The 19,784-nt window shown below is 47.7% G+C and carries 19 protein-coding genes and 1 riboswitch; of the genes, 10 read left to right on the top strand and 9 right to left on the bottom strand.

Features of this window, described 5'->3' with window-relative positions:
• Positions 1 to 37 precede the first annotated feature (37 nt).
• The 3 genes from ACWA2B_RS17300 to isdC form a co-directional block, all read right to left on the bottom strand.
• A complete protein-coding gene (locus ACWA2B_RS17300) occupies positions 38 to 535 on the bottom strand; it encodes an NEAT domain-containing protein (protein WP_449292456.1) in 498 nt (165 codons plus the stop codon).
• 29 nt (positions 536 to 564) lie between these two features.
• A complete protein-coding gene (locus ACWA2B_RS17295; RefSeq protein WP_449292455.1) occupies positions 565 to 969 on the bottom strand; it encodes an NEAT domain-containing protein in 405 nt (134 codons plus the stop codon).
• 133 nt (positions 970 to 1,102) lie between these two features.
• The gene (gene isdC / locus ACWA2B_RS17290) at positions 1,103 to 1,618 is read right to left on the bottom strand and encodes a heme uptake protein IsdC (protein ID WP_029519188.1); all 516 of its coding nucleotides are present in this window, start codon (positions 1,616 to 1,618) and stop codon (positions 1,103 to 1,105) included.
• Between the two features lie 398 nt (positions 1,619 to 2,016).
• Here isdC and ACWA2B_RS17285 point away from each other — a divergent pair, with 398 nt between their 5' ends.
• From ACWA2B_RS17285 to isdG, 4 genes are read left to right on the top strand one after another with little or no spacing between them, the layout of a single operon-like run.
• Positions 2,017 to 2,997 (top strand): ABC transporter substrate-binding protein, encoded by a 981-nt coding sequence (locus ACWA2B_RS17285; protein WP_069012155.1) that lies wholly within the window; start codon positions 2,017 to 2,019, stop codon positions 2,995 to 2,997.
• Positions 2,998 to 3,006: 9 nt separating this feature from the next.
• Entirely contained in the window at positions 3,007 to 4,005 is a 999-nt protein-coding gene (locus tag ACWA2B_RS17280; RefSeq protein ID WP_176715747.1) for a FecCD family ABC transporter permease, read from the top strand.
• Positions 4,002 to 4,793: an ABC transporter ATP-binding protein gene (locus ACWA2B_RS17275; RefSeq protein WP_069012157.1), complete on the top strand. Its 792-nt coding sequence runs from the start codon at positions 4,002 to 4,004 to the stop codon at positions 4,791 to 4,793. Before ACWA2B_RS17280 ends, ACWA2B_RS17275 begins: the two co-directional genes overlap by 4 nt.
• Before the next feature lies 1 nt (position 4,794).
• A complete protein-coding gene (gene isdG / locus ACWA2B_RS17270; protein ID WP_029519194.1) occupies positions 4,795 to 5,145 on the top strand; it encodes a heme oxygenase in 351 nt (116 codons plus the stop codon).
• A gap of 121 nt (positions 5,146 to 5,266) precedes the next feature.
• On the opposite strand, the gene ACWA2B_RS17265 is transcribed toward isdG, so the two are convergent.
• The 4 genes from ACWA2B_RS17265 to ACWA2B_RS17250 all read right to left on the bottom strand — a co-directional run bounded on the left by ACWA2B_RS17265 (position 5,267) and on the right by ACWA2B_RS17250 (position 8,980).
• Entirely contained in the window at positions 5,267 to 6,277 is a 1,011-nt protein-coding gene (locus ACWA2B_RS17265; RefSeq protein WP_449292454.1) for an MBL fold metallo-hydrolase, read from the bottom strand.
• Positions 6,278 to 6,488: 211 nt separating this feature from the next.
• On the bottom strand, positions 6,489 to 6,599 hold the full coding sequence (cydS, locus tag ACWA2B_RS17260; protein ID WP_007432143.1) for a cytochrome bd oxidase small subunit CydS: 111 nt from the start codon (positions 6,597 to 6,599) through the stop codon (positions 6,489 to 6,491).
• Between the two features lie 6 nt (positions 6,600 to 6,605).
• Positions 6,606 to 7,637 (bottom strand): cytochrome d ubiquinol oxidase subunit II, encoded by a 1,032-nt coding sequence (locus ACWA2B_RS17255; RefSeq protein ID WP_029519198.1) that lies wholly within the window; start codon positions 7,635 to 7,637, stop codon positions 6,606 to 6,608.
• A complete protein-coding gene (locus tag ACWA2B_RS17250; protein ID WP_069012158.1) occupies positions 7,634 to 8,980 on the bottom strand; it encodes a cytochrome ubiquinol oxidase subunit I in 1,347 nt (448 codons plus the stop codon). The genes ACWA2B_RS17255 and ACWA2B_RS17250 overlap by 4 nt, the downstream gene beginning before the upstream one ends.
• Positions 8,981 to 9,331: 351 nt before the next feature.
• Between ACWA2B_RS17250 and ACWA2B_RS17245 the strand changes: the two genes are divergently transcribed.
• The 4 genes from ACWA2B_RS17245 (at position 9,332) to ACWA2B_RS17230 (ending at position 14,558) form a co-directional block, all read left to right on the top strand.
• A complete protein-coding gene (locus ACWA2B_RS17245; protein ID WP_029519201.1) occupies positions 9,332 to 9,886 on the top strand; it encodes a MarR family winged helix-turn-helix transcriptional regulator in 555 nt (184 codons plus the stop codon).
• A gap of 91 nt (positions 9,887 to 9,977) precedes the next feature.
• The gene (locus ACWA2B_RS17240) at positions 9,978 to 11,210 is read left to right on the top strand and encodes an MFS transporter (RefSeq protein WP_449292453.1); all 1,233 of its coding nucleotides are present in this window, start codon (positions 9,978 to 9,980) and stop codon (positions 11,208 to 11,210) included.
• A 289-nt stretch (positions 11,211 to 11,499) separates the two neighbouring features.
• Positions 11,500 to 12,633: a virulence factor gene (locus ACWA2B_RS17235; RefSeq protein WP_039273707.1), complete on the top strand. Its 1,134-nt coding sequence runs from the start codon at positions 11,500 to 11,502 to the stop codon at positions 12,631 to 12,633.
• Positions 12,634 to 12,754: 121 nt separating this feature from the next.
• Positions 12,755 to 12,957: riboswitch (Lysine riboswitch) on the top strand.
• 134 nt (positions 12,958 to 13,091) lie between these two features.
• Complete coding sequence (locus ACWA2B_RS17230; protein ID WP_029519205.1) at positions 13,092 to 14,558, top strand: amino acid permease; 1,467 nt, start codon at positions 13,092 to 13,094, stop codon at positions 14,556 to 14,558.
• 130 nt (positions 14,559 to 14,688) lie between these two features.
• Here the strand turns inward: ACWA2B_RS17230 and ACWA2B_RS17225 are convergent, their stop codons facing one another.
• The gene (locus ACWA2B_RS17225) at positions 14,689 to 16,065 is read right to left on the bottom strand and encodes an MFS transporter (RefSeq protein ID WP_029519207.1); all 1,377 of its coding nucleotides are present in this window, start codon (positions 16,063 to 16,065) and stop codon (positions 14,689 to 14,691) included.
• A gap of 46 nt (positions 16,066 to 16,111) precedes the next feature.
• Positions 16,112 to 17,239 carry a transglutaminase domain-containing protein gene (locus tag ACWA2B_RS17220; RefSeq protein ID WP_340956849.1) on the bottom strand — a complete coding sequence of 376 codons (1,128 nt, stop codon included), beginning with the start codon at positions 17,237 to 17,239 and terminating at the stop codon, positions 16,112 to 16,114.
• Between the two features lie 101 nt (positions 17,240 to 17,340).
• Between ACWA2B_RS17220 and ACWA2B_RS17215 the strand changes: the two genes are divergently transcribed.
• Both ACWA2B_RS17215 and feoB read left to right on the top strand, forming a co-directional pair.
• A complete protein-coding gene (locus ACWA2B_RS17215) occupies positions 17,341 to 17,769 on the top strand; it encodes a FeoA family protein (protein ID WP_239645267.1) in 429 nt (142 codons plus the stop codon).
• A complete protein-coding gene (gene feoB, locus ACWA2B_RS17210) occupies positions 17,760 to 19,769 on the top strand; it encodes a ferrous iron transport protein B (protein WP_449292452.1) in 2,010 nt (669 codons plus the stop codon). Before ACWA2B_RS17215 ends, feoB begins: the two co-directional genes overlap by 10 nt.
• Positions 19,770 to 19,784: the final 15 nt, after the last annotated feature.

The following is a 19,784-nucleotide window of genomic DNA, read 5'->3' as shown; positions in this document are numbered from 1 at the left end:
AGTATTCAATTCAAAATTATATTTTCAAAAAGAAGCCTTAGATATCGCTGTCGTCGAATTGGAATTGAACAACATAGTCGTGATCGTATGGAATACCACCAGTGTATTCTGCAGGCACACTTACATGCAGTTTAACGTTCAATTTTTGAGACGAGCTAGTTACAGGGAATTCGACTATTCTTGTATCCCCTGATGTGCTTACCACAGTCGCATTCACATACTGACCGTTTTGCTGAGTTTTGAATTCAGTAACCCATGCACTCTTGGTAATAGCTACTCGCACTTTATATTGACCATTCGTAACAATCAGTGTGGCTGGTTTTTTCACATAACCATTTGTATCCATGTAAGATGGCTGAGTGGTTCCATCTTTATAAACGGTATAAGGCAATTGATACGCCCCATTAGGCAAAGCCGCATTCGCCTTATTGGCAGAAAATGGAGCTAGTACCACAAAAACAAGCGCTGCCATCAGTACAGTAAGCATTACTTTTTTCAAAGACAATTTTTCCATACGATTCATAATCATGTTCATGTTCTTAATCTCCTTTACGTTATTTTGGATTAGATTTCGTCGAATTGCAGTTGTACATCATACTTGCCTGTGTAGCCGATTACTGGGATTGTGATTTCAGCGTAAGCATTCACTTTTGCATTCAGATCAGCAACCTCGAATTCCACTATACGAGTGTTGCTAGCAGTATCTGTGCTCACTACAGTCGCATCTTGCAGTACGCCATTTTGCTCTACTTTGAACGTTGTAATCAGATTGCTGCTTTTCACAGTCAGACGAACGACATTTTTGCCGTTAGCTACCGTAACCTGAGCAGGCTTCGTCAGGTAGCTATCCAATCGAGAAGTCTCATTGGTTTGATCCTTCAGAACGGTGTAGTCTACGTTGTACGTGCCGTCGGCTGCTGCCGCTTTAGCTGAGAATGGAGCAACGATTGCAAAAACAAGCGCTGTCATGATCAATGCTACGAATACCTTCTTAAAAGAAAATTGCTCAAAGCGACATTACCATATTCATATCTACACACACTCCTCCATTTTCTATGCTTGAATTTGTGTTGATTTTATGAACGATAGAGATGGCTTGAATTTACTTCTTGGAAGATTTAGTTGATTTTGCTGACTGGACGGCTGCTACTTTTTTGGCACTTTTGGAATCAAAAGCGAAGCGGATCGTATAGTCATGATCGTAGTTATACGCAGGGACAGTAACATGGATTTTAGAGATTAGCGGGCTGTTCACACTCGTAATTGGAAATTGTACGGTGCGGGTATCGGTTTTGGCATCCTTATGGATGACCTTGGTATCGATGATTTTGCCTTTGTAATCTACTTTAAACCCGGTTGTCCATTCGCTATGATTCAGCTTAATTTGCATGGTCATATGACCTTTTTTCACATACAACTTAGCTGGTTTCTCAAAATAATCATTAGCCATGGACACCGAGTCATTTTCTGCCTTGAGGATATTGTATTTGAGCGTGTATGTACCATCCGCCAATTTTGGAGAAGCCGTAGCGGCTCCTACAGATGACGAAGTTGGCCAAAAGCTCAGCACACTCACCAGCAGAAACACAGCAATAATTGCAGAATACCCCTTCTTCATTTTGACAGCAGTCCCTCCCCACGAGAATAAACTAATTGATTATCATTCTCAATTGGTAATTTAAAAAAAATAGCTCTTTTCGAGCTTGTCTCCCCACCTCTCTATTCCATAATTTCGCAAAATAAAGTAAACCCATCACCAATATATCTTACACTTTTCGAAAATGTCAATATGTATTTGCGTGTACGAAATCCCTTGATATATGCTATTTTTTAAGAAAAATTTGTAGTTCCTTCTTCTTTAATTCGAATATATCCCTTTTATTTTTAGTTCAAAATTTATTTAAAAATTTTGTTTTTTTAATTGACATTGCCCAGTGATATTCATTATCATTCTCTTATATATAATTGAAAATGATTATCATTATTGTTTAACTCGAAAATTGCAGGAGGAATAACATGAAATCTTATATGTTGTGGTCGTCCGCAGTGCTTTTATTGGCAGTTACCGGATGTAGTAATGGTGCCCCGACCACAGATCATAAACCAACCAGTGCCTCCGTATCTGCCACTTCTGGCACGACAAGCAGTGCAGCCATCCAAGTTACTGATTTTTCAAAACGGACGTTGGCGTTTCAAAAGGTTCCTCAACATATCGTTGCGCTCAGCAATGGCGATCTGGATATTATATACGCATTGGGCGGGACAGCCGTAGGAAGACCCAACTCCAATGGACCTGTCGTCGTACCTGCTGCTGAGAACGTTCAGCAAATAGGCTCCACTCATGAAGTAGATTTGGAGAAAATTACGATGCTCAAACCGGATGTCGTGCTAGGCAATTATCCTATGAATGAAAAAGACATTCCAGCCATTGAAGGAGTAGGTTCACAGCTGCTGCTGACTAGTGCCAATTCAGTTCAGGATATCCAGACACAAATTACACTGTTCGGACAATTACTACAAAAGCAAGCCGGGGCCGTAAAGCTGAACCAGCAAATTGACCAACAAGTAACCAAGCTACAAAAGGAAACCGCTTCTGCCTCCAAACCGAAGGTATTGCTCGTCTACGGAGCCCCGGCTACGTACATGGCGGCACTACCGAATTCACTGAGTGGAAACATTCTGGAAGCTGCGGGTGGCTCTAACATCGCCGCTGATTTTCCGGGCCTGCAAAATTTCCCACAATATGCGCAGCTGAACACAGAACGCATCATACAGGCTGACCCTGACTACATCTTCATCATGACTCATGGCAATACAGAAGATGTTAAAGCTGCATTTATAAAGGAAATGCAGGAAAATGCAGCTTGGAACGGAATCCGAGCAGTCAAAAACAATCAGGTCGAGGTTTTACCTTCAGATCTGTTCGGTACGAATCCGGGCACACGGGTCACTAAAGCGCTGGATTTGATGCATCAAAAGCTGTATCCGGCGAAATAGGCGATGGCAATGAACAAACTACAGCGCGCCAGAAGACGCACCATCGCCTGGATTACCCTTCCGATTCTACTGCTGGCCGTCTCTGTGTACGGTCTGGCCTACGGTTCGGTGTCGATTCCACTTCAAGAAATCAATCATGTTTTGCTACATAATGATGAATCTACATATCGCACGATCCTGATGGATCTCCGGCTACCCAGAGTATTAGTAGGTTTACTGGTAGGAGCTTGTCTTGCAGCTTCCGGAGCACTTCTTCAAGGTGTCATGAAAAATCCATTGGCTGACCCTGGCATTATTGGTGTATCGGCTGGAGGTGGACTTGCCGCCGTCATTACGATGGTGATGCTTCCCCAGCTCAGTTACCTTCTTCCGATAACCGCCTTTTTGGGAGCCTTTCTGAGCGCAATCGTCATTTATCTGCTGGCTTGGGACCGAGGGGCGTCGCCTGTCAAAATTGTGCTGGCTGGCGTTGCGATCAATGCGCTGCTGGGCGCACTCACCAACGGCGTAATGGTCATGTTCAGCGACCGCGTACAGGCCGTTCTTCCTTGGCTATCCGGCGGATTAAACGGAAGAAGCTGGCATCATCTGGAGTTCATGGCGCCTTACGCCATCATTGGATTAATCGCCTCTTTCTTTGCGATTAAACCTGCTAATTTACTGCTACTGGGCGACGATTCAGCACAGCTGCTGGGCCAGCGAGTAGAGCTTCAACGTATGCTCATTATCCTGCTTTCTGCCCTGCTGGCCGGTACAGCAGTCAGTGTAGCCGGGTTGATCGGCTTTGTAGGACTGGTCGTTCCCCATGTCATACGGCTGCTAATCGGGGAAGATTATCGTTTCCTCCTTCCCCTTTCCATTGTGGGCGGCGGAACGCTGGTTGTTCTCGCAGATACGGTGGCGCGATCCTGGTTTGACCCGATTGAACTGCCTGTAGGTATTTTGCTGGCCGTCATTGGGGCACCGTTCTTCTTAATCTTACTCAAGAAACGGGGGAATTTCGGATGACAGCCATTCAGGGTGAGCATATCTCCTTACAACGTGGGTATTTTAAGCTGGTCGATGTGAATATCACCTTGCCTGCTGGTCAGCTCACCGCGATCGTCGGGCCGAACGGTTCAGGCAAATCCACGCTTTTGCGGATTATGACCCGGTTGCTCAAGCAGGATCAGGGTCAGGTTTCCGTATTGGGCAAGCCCGTGCAGGAATACAAGCGGCGTGATTTTGCCCAGACGATTACAATGCTACCGCAAATGAAGGATATGCTGCCGTTATTGACGGTCCGCGAGCTGGTCGCTTACGGAAGATCTCCTCATGCCAAGGGCTTGAAGGTACGCTATACCGGACAGGACCAGCAAATCGTGGACCATGTCATGAAGATCACGGGTATCCAGCCCTATGCGGATCGGATGTTCCATACTCTATCGGGAGGTGAACAACAAAAAGCGCGAATTGCAATGGCCTTGGCCCAACAAACGGGTATTCTTTTGCTCGATGAACCGACCACTTTTCTGGATATCGCCCACCAATTTGAAGTTATGGATATGCTGCGGCGTATCAATCACGAGTCCGGCTTGACGATTGTTATGGTACTACATGATTTGCAGCAAGCTGCGGCCTATTGTCATCATATGATTGCGCTTAAAAAGGGACGAATCGCCGTTGTCGGCGAACCCCATGAGATTTTGACGTCTGCTTTTCTTCGCGACATTTATGAAATGAACGCTACCATCAAATTTGAGGATGGCTATCCGGTTATTATACCGACCATACCACATCATTCAGGAGGAATTTAATATGGTTATCGTAACAAATACATCTAAAATCACACCGGGCAATGCACATCTACTCATCGAAAGATTTAACAAAGAAGGAAAAGTTGAAAAAATGGAAGGCTTTCTCGGTCTGGAAGTGCTGCTGACTGAAAACACGGAGGATTATGAGGAAGTAACGATCAGTACACGATGGAAAGAAAAAGAGAACTTCCAAGGCTGGACGAAAAGCGAAGCTTTCCGCGAATCCCATAGCCATCGTCAAATTCCGGACTATATTATTGAAAATAAAATCACGTTCTATGAAGTTAAAATCGTTCGTCATCCCATCGCCAACAGCGATTCCTCTTTGGCAAGTGATTCCGAAGCCGTTTAACCCTGCATTATAGCTAAAAACCAAAAAAGGCGGCTCGGCAGGCAAAGTTAATTGTCCGCCGAGCCGCTTGGTTTATCAGGATTTTGCAAAATCCTCTTATATAAGGATGATGTCGAATCTCTCAGATTGTAGTTGAGCAGCGACGTCCAATTTTCAGCGTCTCTCCGTGCCCTAGAACATGAATGCGTTCCTTTGCAATACCCATACGCTCACGCTCCGCTTCGAGACGATCCAGCGCCTCTCTTGGCGTATCATCCGCTAGTTTGAAGGCTCCGTAGTGCATCGGAATCATCTGATCTGCGCCGCAATCTACAAACCCTTGCAATGCCTCCTCCGGTGTCACGTGCTGCGAGGTCATGAACCATTCCGGTTCATACGCGCCAATCGGCATAAAGGTCAGGTCAATGGCAAAGCGCTCGCCAATCTCCTTAAACCCACGAAAATATCCAGTGTCTCCCACAAAATACAACGTCGGTGTATGCTCTGAATCTGTATTCGAATGAGGATGAGATTCCGTGACGGACGTGGCAGAGCCAATCACCTGCTGTTCACTTTGCAGAACGTATCCACCCCAATGCGAAGTGTTCGTATCAAACGGCGTGCGTCGTGTCCAATGCTGGGCTGGAACAAATGTGAAGCGTATCCCTCCTACCGTAAAATGCTCCCACCATTGCAGCTCATGACAGTTACGAAAACCTTTGCGGATCATTTTTGCCTTTAACCCTGTGGGTACAAGCATCAGCGTATTTGCACGATATAATTTCCGTAAGGATTCTAAATGTAAATGATCATAGTGTGAATGAGACAGCAGAATGATGTCTAGTGGTGGTACATCCTGGATGCGAATGCCGGGCGGGGCCAACCTTTTATCAAAAGCCATACGCTCTGCCCACACCGGATCGGTGATGATATTCAGCCCAAGATACTGGATGAAAAAGGTGGAATGTCCCACCCAGGTGGCTGTCGCCATCTCCCGATTGCTATGCAGAAACTCCAGCTCCGGGGGATGGTTTGGCACAACGAACGTATAATCCTTTATTTTGCTGCGTCGCTCTTGCCGCCATTGTCTGAATTGCTTGATGGTTTTATCGGTATTTACATGATCCATATTGTTAAAGCGAACTTTGGGCATGATGCAGCTCCCTCCCTGATGAACCCGTTCTCCAAAAAACGCAGCGGTTCAATTTAACTATATATTGTCATTCGAGTGTGAACATAAAATGATGCAACATCCTGATCTATGTAAAGTATAATTCAATCACGTCTGTAAAGGAAATTCTGCGATAATACAGCAAAAACAGACCTCCCGGATCAATCAGGAAGGCCTGTTCCACCTGTTGTTGTCAATCTTGTGGATTTTTAAAGCGTGCCGAATAAATAAACAAAAACACAATCGCCACGACGATAATGATAGGTGACTCATACATAATCGTAAAATGCTCGAAAGCAGCCACTCTAACTCACCCTTTCTTCCCTTCATGTCCGCGCACATATTTTGCATCGAACAGAAACAATCTTAATATCAGGATCAGCGAAGGGATCAGCACCAGCAGACCCGCAACAAACGCCGTAATCAACGCATACGCCATCGTAGAATTTGTAAAGCTGTCGTAGACATTAATGTAGGGATACAGAACATACGGGAGATGCGAGCGGCCGTAGCCATACCAGGCAAATGCAAATTGCAGCATCACCAATATGAACGAAACCCCTAGATGCCGCCGCTGCCATACCAGATAAACTGCTCCCGCAAAGCATATGAAGGATGCGACAAACATCCAGGCTATGTTCAGCATATTGGTAAAATGATCTGGATTTTGTTTGTTAATCTGAAAAAATGCGAGCAGACTCGCAACAATCGTTGGACCGCTCCAAAGCAGTGCATATCCTCGTACGATTTCAAAAGCGACCTTGTCTCCTGCCCTTTTGGCATAATAGGCCAAAAACATCGCCGAGATATACAGTACGCTTACCAACGCCAGAAAAATAACCGCCCACGTGTAGGGATTGCTTAATAGCTGCCCCCATTGCAGGTGCACACCTGTACTGTTCTCCACAATAATGCCGCCTTCCGATATAGCGAGGACCGTCGACAGTGCCGCCGGAATCAGTAACCCTGTCGCACCGTACAACGCCATGTAGACGATATTATTGGTGCCGGAATGCCCATACGTATTGTATGCATAATACACTCCCCGGATGGCGAGAAGTACAATCGCAATACTGCCGGGAACGAGTAACGCCGTACCATAGTAATATGCCGCATCCGGGAAGAACCCGTTTAATCCCACCACAAAAAAGATGAGAAATACGTTTGTTACCTCCCACACCGGGGATAGATACCGTTGAATAATATTGTGGATTTTGTTCTGGTGGCCTGTTAACACACTGTAAAAGCTGAAAAACCCTGCACCAAAATCAATAGATGCTATAAGCAAATATCCGAACAAGAACGTCCACAAAATGGCGATGCCTACAATTTCATAGCTCACTTACCATCAGCCCCTTCCAGGCCGAGCTGTCTTATCTCTTCCACCGCATCCTTATTGCGAAATAGCTTGCTGAGTACCTTAATGGCCGAGAAGCACAACACCAGATACAAAATAACAAACAACACCAGCATCCACCCAACACTCGTAGAAGTGGTTGCTGCTTCGGACACCTTCATATATCCGCGTAAAATCCACGGCTGTCTACCGACCTCCGCGAACATCCATCCGAGCTCAATAGCTACCATCGCCATCGGCCCCACCAGAATGAGCGCCAACAGCAGCCATCTGGGGTATGGTTTGCGACCTGGCAAACGCTTGCGGATCAGATACAACAGCGGAATGACGAGAATCAGCACCCCTGTGGTGATTTTGAGGTCAAACATATAATGGATAGACAGGGGCGGACGCTCATCTACGGGATAATCATTTAATCCCTTGACCTCCGTACTGGGCAGGTTCCCGGCCAACACACTAAGTGCATAAGGCACTTTCAGGGCATATTTGATTTCACCGTTCTTATCCATGTATCCGCCATATACGAAGGGCGCGTGCGTCATCGTATCAAAATGCCATTCGGCGGCGGCCAGCTTCTCCGGCTGATATTTGGCCAGAAATTTACCGGATGCATCTCCAATCATCACTGTACTGATGGCAAACACAATGGTACAGGTGGCAGTGAGCTTCAGCGCCTTTTTAAAATAAGCGTGATTACGTCCCCGCAGCATACTGTAAGCAGCCAGTCCCATCAGCACCCCAGCGCTCAATGTATACGAGGAAGCCAGTACATGAGAAACTTTGGTCGGCGTAGCCGGATTTAGCATGGCCTCGATGGGATGAATATTTGTCATGACTCCATTTTTGAGTGTAAAGCCTTGAGGTTGGTTCATGAACGAGTTCACAGTCGTAATAAAAACCGCTGATGCAGATGAGGCAATCGCTACCGGGATGAGCAGCATCAGGTGAAAATATTTGCTTTTAAACCGATCCCAAGTATACAAATAGATGCCCAGGAATATAGCTTCGATGAAAAAAGCAAACGTCTCCAAAAACAGAGGCAGTGCAATCGCTTGTCCAGCCACCCGCATAAAGGTGGGCCAAAGCAAGCTGAGCTGCAAACCAATGGCGGTACCTGTAACGACACCCACGGCAACGGTAATGACAAACCCTCGCGCCCACCGTCGGGCCAGCAGGGTATAATGCGGATCACCAGTTCGCAGCCCGCGCCATTCTGCTAGTGCAATCATTAAGGGTACGCCGACGCCGATAGATGCAAATACGATATGAACAAACAGGGTAATTCCGGTCAGCATCCGGCTTAGTAATACAGGGTCCAGTGAAGACAAATGGGTTTCACTCCTTCATTTCACATTTTAAACATCGCGGATCACTCTGGATTACCAACTAAGGAGTCAAGCGAGCTATGCTTTTAATTACGGCATATAGCATAATGGCCGCAATTACTATACATACAATAATGAGCGTTCTTTCCTGCTTGCGGAACATAGGAACGCCTCCTTCACTTATCTATTGGCGCATTTTGGTAACCTATTCACAGTTTGGTTCATTCTGTCGAGTTTTAACCCTGCTTCTGCATTGAATGTAGCAGTATTTCTTTTTAGATATTGTTTTATGCATTTCAATACGCTATATTGATATATAGTTAGATAACCTAATTATATGAAAAGAGTGAATGTATGCCACCAAAACAAAGTATGCGGGACACCGTCCAGCAACCTCTTCCCCGTCTGGGTCCAGAACCTTATCTGGAGCTAATGGATCAAACTGCTCTTGCAGAAACGAATCGACAACTCGCCCGTATTGGTCTCTTCTTGCTATGGACGGGTGATAATACGCTCGACGCAATAGATTTGGATCTAGCTGCTTATGGCCTGACAGAGAGTAAGCTAGATTTATTGTTGCTGTTGACACTACACCAATCCCAGGCTCAGATGAGCCCTTCAATGATTGCCGACCGTCTGGGAATTCGTCGTGCATCTGTTACATCTCTCCTAGACTGGACAGAGCAACGAGGCTGGATTATCAGAGAACATAATTCCTCAGATCGACGCAAAATTCATGTGCGCATTACAGAAGGGGGATCTCATCTTGTACAGCAAGTGCTTCCTGTATTTTGGTCTTCCTGTGCTTCTCTAGCGAGTATTTTGGAGCCTGAGGAGCAGGTCGTTTTTTCGCGGATTATAGAAAAAATCCATCATCATATGGAAAACAGATTGGGGGTGGGCAGATAAATTTTTTTTAAACATATAATTAGGTTACCTAATATATTTAATTTCGTGTATTACCAAGCCACTTATTTTATGATCAAGGAGTGTTCAATTGATGAGTAAATTACGAACCAATCATACCGTTATACAGAAAGAAAATGTGGCTCTCCCTTATGCATGGATGACTGTAATCCTATGCTGGTCAGCGGTTGCCGTTATGTCCAGCCTGTATGTGACGATCCCTTTGGTCCCTCTTTTTGCTAAAGTGTTTGGAAAAACGCTTGCCGAAGCAGCCCTACCGGGCAGTATCTTTTCCTTAGGCTTTGCGGCGGGATGTCTTGTTTATGGTGGATTGTCTAACCGCTTTGGACGAAAGCAGGTTATCGTCATCGGACTGCTCGCATTAACGATTATTTCGTTATCCATCAGCTTAACCAGTCAATATTCTGTATTAGTTACACTGCGCTTGCTTCAAGGTTTGGCTGCAGCCACCTTTTCCCCCGTTGCTCTCGCATACGCCGTCGATATGTTTCCGGCCGAAAAACGGGTAACAGCTATCGGCTTTATCAGCACCGGTTTTCTAGTAGCGGGTATTGCTGGTCAGGTATTTAGTATTGTCATTAGCGAACAAATGGGGTGGAATACGGTATTTCGGATGCTAGGCATTTTGTATGCAATTACCTTCCTAATCGTCCTTTTTTTCCTACCTAAAACCCCCTCCCCTCAACGAGATGTTCGCATTTGGGCAGCTTTCGGTCAGTTGGAGACCGTTCTGCGCTCGTATCCTTTATGGTTAAGCTACACGGTTGCTTTTGTTCTCCTGATGTCCTTTGTGAGCATGTATACGGTTTTGGGTAACTATCTTGGCGGCCCTGAATTTGGCCTGAATAGCCGACAGATGCTTTATGTCAGATCCGCTGGTATCATCGGCATGCTCCTTTCACCATTCGCAGGAAAGCTAGCCCAGAAATACGGTGTGCACCTTATATTACGTACAGCTCTTATTCTTTCCATTCTGAGTTTGGCGCTGATGGGAATGACACACTCTCTTATGACTATCGTGGTGTTGAGTGTATGCTTTGTCAGCGGCATTGCCCTGAGTGTTCCTTCACTCATAGCAATCGTCGGCCAGCTCGGCGGTGCAGCGAGAGCTATAGCTGTCTCACTATATACCTTCATCCTGTTTGCCGGTACAAGTCTAGCTCCTATGCTCTCCATTCGTTTGATGGGGAATGGCGGCAATCAGATGACTACATTTATGCTGCTGGCGGCAGTTCTGTCTGTGGGATTTATCGCCTCCCTGCTCATTCGGATGGTGCTTCCCATCGCCCCCAGATTTCTAGAATAAAGCCTATGATTAGGGTAGAAATCCGGGGACAAAAGCGACCGCTACGCTTGTACAGCACCATTCCGCCTACTCCGTTTCATGTTAATTTTTCGAGTTCGGCTTATATAGCATCCTGTTTTTATTAAAAAAACCTCCATATTCATCAGCCATGTTTATATGAATCATCGTGATATATGTCATTGCATTTTCCTGTGAAACGCGAACTTCTCTTTGGAGACATTCGCAGAATGAGTTACAATACAGATAAGCTATATATGGAGAACTTTTGAACAGGAGGCTGTACTGAGCTATGAAAATAACATCTATCGAGCCAACTCCCAGTCCGAACACCATGATGCTGCATCTGGATGAGCGACTGGAAGCGGGTATCCGCAGAACATATACACGAGACAATGAGCGTTCCGCTCCCCCATTTATCCGGCGCATGCTGGGCATTGAAGGGGTCAAAAGCGTGTTTCACACGACCGATTTTGTAGCCCTTGACCGCAAAGGGAATGCAGATTGGTCTACCATTCTGGGTCAAGTCCGAGATCAGCTAGGCGAGGAAGGCGCTGACGCCAATTGGGATTTGCCAGAGGAAACCTCTGGAGAAGCGTTTGGCGAGGCACAGGTTTTTGTGCAATTTTTTCGCGGCCTTCCTATGCAAATTCGAGTCAAGGCAGGGCAGCAGGAGGAACGAATCTCCTTGTCCGACCGCTTTGTGCAAGCCGTTACCCGTGTAGCGAGCGCAACGCTAATTAAGGAACGCAAGCTGAGTGATTACGGCGTCCGCTATGGTGAACTGCCGGACATTGCACGTGAGGTTGAGCAGGAACTGGAGGCAGCCTTTCCACAAGAGCGGCTGGAGCAGATTATCCAACAAGCGATTGCCCACGGCGCAAACAACAGCGAATTCGTGGAGGAACGCCGCGAGTGGAGCGATGCCGAGCTGGAGCAGGCCCTGCAACACGAAGATTGGCGTACACGCTACGCTGCGCTGGATCGGCTGGACCCGACGCCCGAGCATTTGCCGCTTATTCGGCAAGCGCTGCATGACGACAAAATGCAGCTGCGGCGACTGGGCGTCGTCTATCTGGGCGATATTCGCTCACCGGAGGCGATGGAACTGCTAGCCGAGGCGCTGCGCGATCCTTCAGCGGCAGTACGCCGCACCGCAGGCGACACGTTGTCGGACATCGGCGATCCGGTCGCTACCAGTGCAATGATCGGAGCCCTGTCGGATAGCAGCAAGTTGGTGCGCTGGCGGGCGGCACGTTTTTTATACGAGGTGGGAACCGAGGATGCGCGTGATGCGTTGGAGAAGGCGGTCGATGATCCCGAATTCGAGGTCAGTCTACAGGCTAAAATGGCGCTGGAACGCATCGAATCAGGCGAACAAGCCGCGGGCACAGTTTGGCAGCAGATGGCCAAGCGGAACTCTTAATTTAAGATTCTACGAGTGATTTTCAAAAAATTGTCGATTGTCAGAAGATGTACAGGTACGATATACTGTAATTCGCTATACAATAAAATATCATGTCATACACCTCATCAACCCTGTTTTATGATGAGGTAGAGGTCGCGGATGTAATCGGTACACCGGAGGAGACGATAAGAGCCGTCTGAGATTCCAGTGGAAAGGTACACCCGCCGAAGTATGCGGAGCTGACTCTTTGTAAATACTCCGAATGCTGGGGCTGCTAACCGAAAGGAGCAGAACTGTCACACGCTGTCCTAACACAGACACGTGTGTTGAGCTATCTTGTTATAGAAGAAGGTATGGTGCGGAATGCATAGACAAAACCGCAGGCGTATTCCCTGCGGTTTTTTGATTTATATACTCCCCCTCCTTCTAGCTCTTGCCCTGACATGAAATACAATTTCATGAAGGAGTGTTTGAACGTGCAACACAGAGCAACATCTGACGGAACCTTGCGTAAAAGTCTCAAAGCCCGCCATATGACGATGATCGCCCTCGGCGGTTCTATCGGAACAGGTCTGTTCCTCGCCAGTGGAGGCGCAGTTGCCGAAGCTGGACCCGGTGGTGCCCTGCTGGCTTATGCAGCAGTTGGCCTCATGGTCTACTTCCTTATGACCAGCCTCGGTGAGTTGGCTACATTTATGCCTGAATCCGGCTCTTTTAACACCTATGCAGGTCGCTTCGTCGATCCGGCTTTTGGTTTCGCCATGGGCTGGAACTTCTGGTACAACTGGGCGGTGACGATTGCTGCCGAATTGGCAGCAGCGACCGTGCTGATCAAATACTGGTTCCCGGAAAGTCACTCTGCCTGGTGGAGTCTGTTATTCCTGGCCGTAATCTTCGCACTGAACGCGTTGACCGTCAAAGGCTACGGTGAGTCTGAATACTGGTTCGCCATGATTAAAATTGTGACTGTGGTCATCTTTTTGACTGTAGGTGTGCTGATGATCTTCGGCATTATGGGTGGTCCTGCGGTCGGCTTTGCCAACTTCACGGTAGGAGACGCCCCGTTCCATGGTGGATTCTTTGCTGTACTGGGCGTATTCATGGCAGCGGGCTTTTCCTTTCAGGGAACGGAGCTGATTGGGGTAGCCGCTGGAGAGAGCGAAAATCCGCGTGAAAATGTGCCGCGCGCCATCCGTCAAATCTTTTGGCGCATCTTGTTCTTTTATATTCTCGCAATTCTCGTGATTGGATTGATCATTCCGTACACCAATCCGAATCTGCTGCGGGGAGATATCAGTGATATCGGGGTCAGCCCGTTCACGCTCGTATTTGAAAAAGCAGGGCTTGCGATTGCTGCCTCTGTTATGAACGCCGTTATTTTGACTTCCGTATTGTCGGCAGGTAACTCGGGTATGTACGCGGCCACTCGGGTACTGTACGCTTTGGCACGAGAAGGTAAAGCCCCGCGTTTCCTCGGACGTATCAATAGACGCGGCATTCCTATGAACGCGCTGCTGATCACGACCGCTGTCGGTATGCTAGCCTTTCTCGCCTCCCTGTATGGAGACGGTGTAGTCTATAACTGGCTGCTGAATGCTTCTGGAATGTGCGGATTTATTACGTGGGTCGGAATTGCAGTCAGCCATTATCGTTTCCGCCGTGCCTTTAATGCACAGGGTCACAGTCTGAGTGAGCTTCCATACAAAGCCCGTTGGTTCCCATTTGGCCCGTTGTTCGCCTTCGCTCTGTGTATCATTGTCATTATCGGGCAAGGGGCGGATGCCTTCACCGGACAGGAGATTGACTGGAAAACGATGATCGCTACGTACATGAGTGTGCCGCTATTCCTTCTGCTGTGGCTCGGCTACAAATGGACCAAACGTACTAAAATCGTGCCATTAAAAGAATGTGATTTGAGCCCGGATGCTTCTTCGGATAAATAATAGAAGACATTAAAAAAAGCCCGTCTCCACATATCAGGGAGAACACGCTGGTAAACCTGGTCCAAGACTGTTTATCCGCATGTTCACCTGTATATGCCCGGAGACGGGCCTTTTCTTTTTCTTTTTCTGTTTATTTGGAAGAAGCAGCTACTTCAGCTGATAAAGACATAGATAAGGCACGACGACTAAAAATACCGTATATGACAGCAATCAGCGTCAACCCTGCTGAAAACAAGTACAAATTAACGATACCCAAATGATCTGCAATCCAGCCCATTAAAAGCAGCGAAATACAAAACGTTAGGCTTGTCAGCGTAGCCTGGGCGGACAGCACCTTAGGCAAATCATGTACAGACACACTCATTTGCATCATCGTACGGCGGGATACGACGGACATTTCCGCAGGTAGTCCCATCAACAGCACGATAAGCAGCGTTAGTGGCGGTAATGTGTTCAGTGCATACCAAGCTGTCAGCAGCCCATAACCTGCCATCCCCGCCAACATGGCGGGCAGCAGTCTGCGCTGCAAATACTTGACGCAGGCGAGGACCACGATACCGCCGCCAATCGCTCCTGCAAAATACGCTGCATTGATGTATCCCCACCATGCCTCACTTTTGTGCAAGACCTGCTGAGCGAAAGCAAGCGTGAACGCGCCTACCCAAACCGAACCCCCTAGAAGGTCAATCATATCCATAAAAATAAGAGCTTTCAGTCTGCGACTGGCTCCGATGAGGCTCCAGCCTTCACGAAGTATTTCCTTTTTACGCTTGGGAGGTAGTGTGGGGCTCTCAGATTCCGGGCCATATAGTGTATCTTCCAACTGTGCAGGAGGCAAGTCATGATGCCCTTGCCCGGGTTCAGTTAGAGCTTCGAAAACTGAGACATCTCCACCTCGCACCCTTGTTCCAGGTTGCAGCAAATAATGAGCTTTGCCCTCTAGTGGATCTCGAATCAGGCTGGTGAAGATCATGGCTATCATATATAATCCGCCAGCAACCAGTAGTGTTTTTTCCGAACCTAGCATGGCTACGAGCACACCACTAAGCCCCCACCCCGCTAATTGCACCGTCTGATCGCTGACCGATACCAGACTGTTTGCCCGCATAAGTCCTTCCCCGGACGCAAGGCGAGGAATCAGCGCATTACGCGCAGGCGTAGTCCATCCGTCCAGAAAGGACATGGCTGCCACCAACGTAAACACAATCACCCATATCGGCTCCGTGCCTGCTGACCACAAGTGGCCCAGCAGAACAGCAAAGAAAGCCAGTTGCCCGAACTGAGAAACGAATAAAATAAAAGGAAGCTGGAATCGGGCCAAAATGAGCGGTGCTAAAAAGCCGCTGATCATCTGTGCCCCCATTCGCAGCAACGGAACGAGCACCGAAGAGAAGATGGAGTCTGTTTCATGAAAAACCAAAGACACAAGTGCCATAATATAAAGAATGTCGGCCGCATTGGACATGGTCTGCGTGCCAAGCAAATAGGTAAAGGAACGCCTGTGCATATAAATAAAATACTCCTTTGTTAATGTAGCTTTTTACAGCAGATGATTAGGTCCATTTCAGGGTTACCCGAAGATTGCCGGTACTTCCAAGGTCCGTAATCTGATAAGAAATGGATTTTAAGCCGAGTTGATATAAGGACTGTAAATCCTCCTTGAGACTTCGCTCCGTTCCCTGATAGGCGAAGGTAAGTGTCGTCCCTCCCTTATTTGCAATCTTACGTACCTGTTCCTTAATGTCAGCGGATGATTTAACCAGACCCTTACCATCTTGCAGCGGATATTCGAGGGTATTGTACAGTTTTTGATACACAGCAGCCTTTGATCCTCCGGCAGCTACCAGTGCTGATAAGGTTTCCCGATACGATGTATTCGCCTGAGGATACGGTTTCACCCATGAGTGATCCCGCCGCATTTCGGTATCCGTCAGCAGATAATATGAAGTGCTTACTTCGTTCGCGCGATCTGGGGTTGGATCATCCCATGTCGTATCCATGTGATACCATCGACCATCTAATAAAACAAGATTCCATGCATGCAGCTGTCCCCCTGCTCTACCTTCCACAATCCGATTCGTAATGCCTGCACGTTCCAGCATTTTATAGGCCAGCAGTGAATAACCCTGACAGACCGTGCTTCCCGTTTTCAGGCCATCGTAGGCTGTGTACTTTTGCTGTGCTTCATCATACTTCAGGCGCACGACGATCCAATCATGGATGGCCTTCACCTTCTCATGATCCGTCATTCCCTTCATAATAATATCCCCCAGCACCGCTTTAACTGTGCTATCCACATAAGCTGTCTGTTCCTTCGTCTCCCGGTAGCTTAAACGAATCGTAACCTGAGCGGAGGTCGTTGTGCCTGTATAGCTGAATGCGTAGCTTTTGATCGTATAATTCACATACGGATCGCTCTCCATGGCCTGTTGGATGGCCGTCTGTAATTGCTGCTTGAGACCGTTCACTCGCCCTTGATATGTAAAGGTCAGCGTTTCACTCCGCGTAGCCATTGCCTGTAAAAGCTTGTTCTGAAGCTGCTGCGATGATACCGATGGAGCCGGCTTGATCGACGCCGCATACACATTGCTGCCCCACTCCACAGCCTGCGGCAGCAACACAGCCAGCGCTGCACCCGCAACCAGACATTTTACAAGCCTAACCCCGATTTTTCTGTTCATACAGAGCGTTCCTGCCCTTCTTAGCATAGTTATAAACAGCTCTATCTTACCATAAAAACAGTTGCCCCAAACGCTCTAGTTTTGTCGGTTGCAGACGAGTAATGGGACAGTTAAAAAGACAGGTTGCGACACACATACTCGGCGATATAACAGATGGGAGCAAGGGGCAAACATGTCGTTCGCAGCGAATTTTATCACAGCAATCTAAGTATCCTCATGATATGGTACTGGCATCGGAAGTAAATGATATTGATTCTCATTCTAGATCAGAAAGGCTGAACACCATGCCAGAATGTATTTCACTTCTTCGTACGCCACTAGGTCAGACTGTGCGTTTGCAATCCCTTGACCCTCTTCATCCCTCATTGCGCCGCCGCTTGACAGACATGGGCATCAACGAAGGTTCCATCATACGCTTAAAAAAAATCAGTTTATTGGGCGGCCCGATCGTCATTGAATGCAACGGCCAACTGGTCGGCCTCCGTCAAAATCAAGTGAAACAACTGGAGGTCGTTCCGACATGGACATGATCGCTCTATTTGGCAATCCCAATACAGGAAAAACCTCATTATTCAACAAGCTGACTCGTACGTATGCAGAAGTAGGGAACTGGTCCGGCGTCACCGTGGAAAAGAAAACAGGGCTCCTGCGTGACAAGTCTGCCGTATTGGTGGATTTGCCAGGTGCCTACTCTTTACTCCCTCTTTCGCTGGATGAAGGTGTCGCAACCCGATATTTGCTGGAAGAGCCGCCTGCGGCCCTGATCAATATCGTGGATGCCTCCCAGCTCCAGCGTAATCTCTATCTGACCGTACAACTACTGGAATATGGCCGTCCCCTTGTACTTGGCTTAAACATGACTGACGTAGCTGATGCCACGGGTCTTCGCGTAAACAAGGAATTGTTGGCTGAACAATTGAACGTTCCCATCATTCCTATGGTGGCGCGCACAGGTAGTGGAAGTAAGCAAATGCTCGCATCTCTTCGAGAAGTAAGACATGCATCCAATACTTTTCAACTGGATTACGGCCCTGCCGTCGAAGCGGCTATTCATGATATTTGCAACTTACTGCCGGATGCATCTGTACCGCAACTCCGGTGGGCCGCACTGCAATGTCTGGAAAACAATCCTGTCGTCATGGAATGGATGACAGATGAGGTGCAGCGTGAACAAGTAACTGCGCGTATTCGCCATTGCGAAGAAGACCTGCTCAGTGAAGGCTGTGCCATCACGCCTGCTCAGCATATTCGTTCTGTACGAACAGCATGGATTGCTGATCTGTGTACCAAGGCACTCGACACCTCCAAGCTCAAGCCGCACAGCCTAACGGATAGGCTAGATGCACTATTAACTCACCGGTATCTGGGGATTCCGATCTTTTTGCTGCTGATGTACGCTACCTTCAAGTTCACCTTCGATTGGGCGGGTACGATCCTTTCAGATATGCTGGATGGATTTTTTTCAGGTGCACTCAGCAGTTGGATTTCTGAATTACTCGTTCACTTGAACGCGTCTGCCTTTACGCAAAGTCTAGTCGTGGACGGCATCGTGGCTGGAGTCGGGGGTGTGCTTGTTTTTCTGCCTCAAATTGCTATTTTATTTCTGATTATCTCGGTGATCGAAGACTCCGGGTATATGGCACGGGTCACGATACTAATGGATCGTCTGATGCAAGCCGTGGGCTTGAACGGGAAAAGCTTCATTCCCTTCATCATCGGATTTGGCTGCAATGTCCCTGCGATTATGGCAGCACGCACCATTGAACAGCCCAGAGAGCGTCTCATTACCACGTTGCTGGTGCCCTTTATGTCGTGTTCGGCCCGCCTGCCGGTATATGCGTTGTTTGCGGGTGTGTTTTTCCCAACACATGCGGCAAGCATCATCATGCTGATGTATGTGTTAGGAATCGTCGTTTCACTTATACTTGCCAAAATTTTTTCCAAAGTATCCATTTTGTCGGGTGAGCCCTCCCTCTTCATCGTGGAACTTCCTCCCTATCGAGTGCCGCAGGCTCTTACACTATTCCGCAGCACATGGGAGAAGGTTAAAGGCTTCGTCCGTAAAGCCGGAACCATTATTCTTGCAGGTTCCGTTGGCATCTGGCTCTTGTCCAATTTCGGTCCGCAGGGCTTCGGGGTAGAAATGGATGACAGCCTGCTTGCCACCGTTGGAGGTTGGTTCGCTCCATTACTAGCCCCTCTCGGTTTTGGCACCTGGCAAGCAGGGGCTTCCCTGCTCACAGGCTTTATGGCCAAGGAAGTTGTCGTATCAACGATGAATATTATTTACCACGTTCCTGATATGCAGGGACTTGAACTACAAGTCAGACATGCCTTTACACCGCTTGCCTCTTTTAGCTTTATGGTGTTCATTCTGTTGTATGTTCCGTGTCTGGCTACGGTAGCGGTCATTCGTAAAGAAACCCTTTCGTGGCGTTGGACCGCATTTTCTGTGATCTATCCTTTGGCCGTTGCATATATCATTGCCGTCTTGATCTATCAGTGTGGCAGATTATTAGGTTGGGGCTAAGTCAGGCCCTATAGT

This window comes from Paenibacillus sp. CMM36 (assembly GCF_053570945.1).
The sequence above is the reverse complement of the archived record's forward strand: the minus strand, read 5'-3'. Positions and strand labels throughout refer to the sequence as shown.

Bases quoted from the DNA above. Each gene is read 5' to 3' on its own strand.
- feoB (WP_449292452.1), top strand. From the start codon at position 17,760: ATGGACATGATCGCTCTATTTGGCAATCCCAATACAGGAAAAACCTCA.
- ACWA2B_RS17265 (WP_449292454.1), bottom strand. From the start codon at position 6,277: ATGCCCAAAGTTCGCTTTAACAATATGGATCATGTAAATACCGATAAA.
- isdC (WP_029519188.1), bottom strand. From the start codon at position 1,618: ATGAAGAAGGGGTATTCTGCAATTATTGCTGTGTTTCTGCTGGTGAGT.
- ACWA2B_RS17275 (WP_069012157.1), top strand. From the start codon at position 4,002: ATGACAGCCATTCAGGGTGAGCATATCTCCTTACAACGTGGGTATTTT.
- ACWA2B_RS17285 (WP_069012155.1), top strand. From the start codon at position 2,017: ATGAAATCTTATATGTTGTGGTCGTCCGCAGTGCTTTTATTGGCAGTT.
- ACWA2B_RS17225 (WP_029519207.1), bottom strand. From the start codon at position 16,065: ATGCACAGGCGTTCCTTTACCTATTTGCTTGGCACGCAGACCATGTCC.
- ACWA2B_RS17240 (WP_449292453.1), top strand. From the start codon at position 9,978: ATGAGTAAATTACGAACCAATCATACCGTTATACAGAAAGAAAATGTG.
- ACWA2B_RS17280 (WP_176715747.1), top strand. From the start codon at position 3,007: ATGAACAAACTACAGCGCGCCAGAAGACGCACCATCGCCTGGATTACC.
- ACWA2B_RS17295 (WP_449292455.1), bottom strand. From the start codon at position 969: ATGACAGCGCTTGTTTTTGCAATCGTTGCTCCATTCTCAGCTAAAGCG.
- ACWA2B_RS17215 (WP_239645267.1), top strand. From the start codon at position 17,341: ATGGGACAGTTAAAAAGACAGGTTGCGACACACATACTCGGCGATATA.
- isdG (WP_029519194.1), top strand. From the start codon at position 4,795: ATGGTTATCGTAACAAATACATCTAAAATCACACCGGGCAATGCACAT.
- ACWA2B_RS17220 (WP_340956849.1), bottom strand. From the start codon at position 17,239: ATGAACAGAAAAATCGGGGTTAGGCTTGTAAAATGTCTGGTTGCGGGT.
- ACWA2B_RS17300 (WP_449292456.1), bottom strand. From the start codon at position 535: ATGAACATGATTATGAATCGTATGGAAAAATTGTCTTTGAAAAAAGTA.
- ACWA2B_RS17235 (WP_039273707.1), top strand. From the start codon at position 11,500: ATGAAAATAACATCTATCGAGCCAACTCCCAGTCCGAACACCATGATG.
- ACWA2B_RS17245 (WP_029519201.1), top strand. From the start codon at position 9,332: ATGCCACCAAAACAAAGTATGCGGGACACCGTCCAGCAACCTCTTCCC.